Origin of the sequence: Burkholderia sp. Ac-20384 (genome assembly GCF_017104605.1) — a bacterium.
Lineage (GTDB): Bacteria > Pseudomonadota > Gammaproteobacteria > Burkholderiales > Burkholderiaceae > Burkholderia > Burkholderia lata.
Window position 1 is genome coordinate 1 of record NZ_JAAGPE010000512.1, and the last position, 3897, is coordinate 3897.

Annotated in this window: 3 protein-coding genes and 1 pseudogene; 2 read left to right on the forward strand and 2 right to left on the reverse strand. The window is 66.5% G+C overall.

Annotated elements, in window-relative coordinates; all coding sequences use genetic code 11:
- The first annotated feature begins 135 nt into the window (after positions 1-135).
- The gene (locus tag G3O00_RS40850; protein WP_174929497.1) at positions 136-639 is read left to right on the forward strand and encodes a periplasmic heavy metal sensor; all 504 of its coding nucleotides are present in this window, start codon (positions 136-138) and stop codon (positions 637-639) included.
- A gap of 150 nt (positions 640-789) precedes the next feature.
- On the opposite strand, the gene G3O00_RS40855 is transcribed toward G3O00_RS40850, so the two are convergent.
- Positions 790-1596 (reverse strand): alpha/beta hydrolase, encoded by an 807-nt coding sequence (locus G3O00_RS40855; protein ID WP_174929496.1) that lies wholly within the window; start codon positions 1594-1596, stop codon positions 790-792.
- A 201-nt stretch (positions 1597-1797) separates the two neighbouring features.
- Complete coding sequence (locus tag G3O00_RS40860) at positions 1798-2163, reverse strand: hypothetical protein (RefSeq protein WP_206146392.1); 366 nt, start codon at positions 2161-2163, stop codon at positions 1798-1800.
- A 405-nt stretch (positions 2164-2568) separates the two neighbouring features.
- Between G3O00_RS40860 and G3O00_RS40865 the strand changes: the two are divergent.
- A pseudogene (locus G3O00_RS40865) lies at positions 2569-3810 on the forward strand (DUF1800 domain-containing protein); the annotation flags it as partial.
- Positions 3811-3897: the final 87 nt, after the last annotated feature.

Consider the following 3897-nt stretch of genomic DNA (forward strand, 5'->3'; position numbering starts at 1 on the left):
TGGCGTGGGCCTGGCCGGCGCGCTCGCGGGCGCGGTGGCCGTGTCGATGCTGATGCTCGGCAGCGTGCCGCCTGCGCATGAGCCGGGCTATCTGACAACGACGTTCGGTGGGCCGAGCGTGGACTGGAGTGATGAATGAGTGAGCGTGGCTGGAAATTCGTCCTCGTCGGTTCGGTCGTGCTGAACGTATTCATGCTCGGCGCGATCGGCGGCGGCGCATATCAGTGGTTTTCGACGCATCGCGACCTGCGGGCCGCGGGCGCACCGGCGTCGCGCACCGCACTGCGTTTCGCCGCGGACGAATTGCCGGACACGCGCCAGCAGGAATTCGCCGAGGCACTGAAGGCGGCGCGCAAGGACGGCCGCGATTTCGCGCGGGAAGGGCGCGACGACCGGATCACCGTGCTGGATCTGCTCGCCGCGCCGCAACTCGATCGTACGGCGATCGACGCCGCGCTCGATCGCACACGTGCGGCCGATACCGCGCTGCGTACGCAGGTCGAGCGCAGCGTCGTCGATTTCGCGGCGACGCTGACGCCGGACGAGCGCGCGAAGTTCGTCGACGGATTGCGGCGTAGCGGTAACTGGCGGTTGCCGCCGAAGTTTCAGAAGAAGCAGGGCGACGCGGCGAGCAAGTAAGCGAACGCCGCGCGGGCTACGTGCGGCGGCATGCGCTTTCAGTGACGCGCAACCCGGTTGCGGAAGGCTGATCCGCAAGGTTTGCTTGCAGGCAGGCTTCAGTGAAGGATCGCGAGCGGCAACCGTAACTGCGCAACGAGGCTGGCACGTTCAACGTGCAAGCATCCACGCGGAGATCGCGTCGACCACGCCGCTCTCCAGGCCGTTGAAGCCGTGATAGGCAAACGCTTCGCACGGATCGCCCCGGGACGTGCCGCCCGACACGATCATCAGTTCGGCCTTCGAAGACTGGTCCAGCTTCTTCAACAGCGTATCCGTTTCGGACACCGGACAATACTTGCAACCGTCTTTCTCGTGGTGAACGACGAGCACCGGAATCCTGAGGCTGGCCAGGTTCATGTCCGTGACCGCGGTGCCGCCTCGATCTTCGCGGAGGATGGTGGACGTCAGCACGATACCGTCGGGCCCGCCGCCGCCGGCCAGTGCAATCGCAATGGACGCGGCGGACTGGGTGCCGCGGCTCGTTCCGACCAGCCACACCGGTACGTGCAGTTGCTCCCGCAACCAGGCGATCACGGCACGCGCGTCGTCGGCGTGTTCTTGCGAAAGTCGAAAGCCGTTGAGGTAGGGCGCGGATTGCCGGTCGCTCGGTGCATCGATGACCGCGACGGCGATGCCGTCCTTCACGAACAGCTGCCTGGTGCGGACGAGAAAATTGCCTGCACCCCATCCGAATCGTCCGGACGGTTCCAGTTGCAGCCCGCCATGTCCGCCGGCATAGAGAATGGCCGCGGCCTTCGGTACGTCCGGCGCGATGAACAGAAACCGTTGCGTCACGCCGGGACGGGTCGGAATGTCGACGACCTTGGGCTGGCTCTGCGCATGCGCCGGATAGCCGTGCAGCGTCAGCGCGACGGCAATGAGCCAGGCGCGGGTCCAGCGCGACGGCGGACGCATCGAACCGGCCCAACGAAACCGGGCACGCAAGCTGACGGGAAGAGTGGGCATCGTAGCGGTGGCCGGCGCATTCCGCCGCGGCAGGCGGGAATGCGGCAGCTTCTCCTGGTCAATGTTGTGGCGTCTTGTCGACGCAGTGTGATGCGATGCGTGTCGAGCCGTGTTGGCTCGAACGGTCGTCACCTTCCCGACGTGCAACGCTCAATGTGATTCGACAAACTGAATGATTTCGCCGTTGTCGCGCTTGAGATAGAGGTCGTCGCCCTTCACGCGAACGTCGTTGCACGAATACGGGATCTTGCGGCCCTTGCTGCACACCTTGCCGTCCTCGGCCTTCCAGTCGCCGTGATCGGCAAATCCCTGGCTCGACTTGAAATCGTAGTCGCCGCTATTGCCGTACTGGACATGCCACTGGGTACCGTCCGCCAGTTTGATGTCGAATGCCTTGCCCGCGAGACGTTGCTGGATGTCCGACGCGGCAGGCGTGGTGGAACCTTCGGGAAAGGCCGCTTGATCGGCAAAAGCGAGGGCGGGAGTCAGCAGAAGGATGGCGAGCAGCTTGGTCATGGTCAGTCTCCGGTTGTACCGAATTCTTGCTTTGGGGCGAGACGAAGAAGCGCCGCGACGCGGGGCGAGACATTCCATTGAGTCTAGGTGGCTTTCGGGGAACGGCAAGCGTCCCGGCGGCTGCGGCCGGCGAGTTTGCCGACGGGATTCATGCCGGTCAGGCCAGTGAAAGCCTGTTAGCCGAATGTCGAAACATGCCCGTCCTTCGCAGGGACACGGCACCCCGGTACAGCGGCTGATCGCTCACCGATTCACTGCATTCGTCAGCCGAATCCGCGACGGGAATGCGAACGGCAACACGCGTGCATTCGAAGCTGCGCGACGCACCAGAAATATTCGCATTCCCGGCGACGGATTTTCCGCCGACCGACGTTAAACACGGGTACGCATCGCGAGAGCCCTTCCATGGATCACCCGAACGACATCACACCGGCCGCCATCGCGCTGAACCGCTTCGGTCTCGGCGCACGCGCCGACGAAGCGTCGCCTGCCGACCCGAAGGCGGCGCTGGTCGCGCAATTCGACCGTTACGACGCGCGGCCGGCCGCGTGGGCCGGCGAGCCGGACGCGGTGGCGCTCGCGACGCGCTTCGCGAATGCGCGCAATGCGATGACGGCCAACGATCCGGCAACGAAGCGCGCGACCGAGCAGTCGATCCGGCGCGACGGCAACGACACGTATCGCAGCGCCGTCGTCGCGCGGATGAACAGCGCGCTGAATGCGCCCGCGCCGTTCGTCGAGCGTCTCGTGCATTTCTGGGCGAACCATTTCGCGGTATCGGTCGACAAGGGGCCGGTGGCAGCGTACGCGGGCGCGTTCGAACGCGACGCGATCCGTCCGCACGTGCTCGGCCGTTTCGAGGACATGCTGGTCGCCGTCGAACAGCATCCCGCGATGCAGCTGTTCCTCGACCAGGCGCGCTCGGTCGGCCCCGACAGCCCGGCCGCGCTGCGCGCCGAAACGCGCAATCCGACGGCCAAGCGCGGGCTCAACGAGAATCTCGCGCGCGAAATCATGGAGCTGCACACGCTCGGCGTGCGCACGGGTTACACGCAGGCCGACGTGACGGAATTCGCGCGTGCGCTGACCGGCTGGAGCATCGCCGGCGGGCGCGGCCCGCAGCCCGGCGATGCGGCGCCCGGCGCGTTCGTGTTCCGCCCGAAACTGCACGAGCCCGGCGTGCGGACCGTGATGGGGCGCAGCTACGACCAGCCCGGCGAAGCGCAGGCGCGCGCGATCCTGCACGACCTCGCACATTCGGAGGCGACCGGCCGGCATATCGCGTTCCAGCTTGCACGCCATTTCGTCGCCGACAATCCGCCGCCTGCGCTGACCGACCGGCTCGCCCGCGCGTTCGATGCGAGCGGCGGCGATTTGCCGACCGTCTATCGCGCGCTCGTCGACGCGCCCGATGCGTGGGCGCCGGTCAACCGCAAGTTCAAGACGCCGTGGGAGTGGGCCGTGTCGTCGCTGCGCGGGCTCGGCTGGCGCGACTCCGGCGACCTGAAGGTCGCGCCGCTGCTCACGCAGCTTGGCCAGCCGGTGTGGCGGCCCGGCTCGCCGGCAGGCTACGACGACGTTGCCGCGAGCTGGGCCGCGCCCGACGCGCTCGTGCGCCGTGTCGAGCAGATCGGAAGCGCGTCGGGTAGGGGAAGAGTGTAAGATACTGTGTCGATCTCCGTGGGCGACCTATCCCTAAACCACAAAACGACAGCACTCAAGACACACTCTAGC

Coding starts and splice junctions, on each gene's coding strand:
- G3O00_RS40850 (WP_174929497.1), top strand. CDS start 136: ATGAGTGAGCGTGGCTGGAAATTCGTCCTCGTCGGTTCGGTCGTGCTG.
- G3O00_RS40855 (WP_174929496.1), bottom strand. CDS start 1,596: ATGCGTCCGCCGTCGCGCTGGACCCGCGCCTGGCTCATTGCCGTCGCG.
- G3O00_RS40860 (WP_206146392.1), bottom strand. CDS start 2,163: ATGACCAAGCTGCTCGCCATCCTTCTGCTGACTCCCGCCCTCGCTTTT.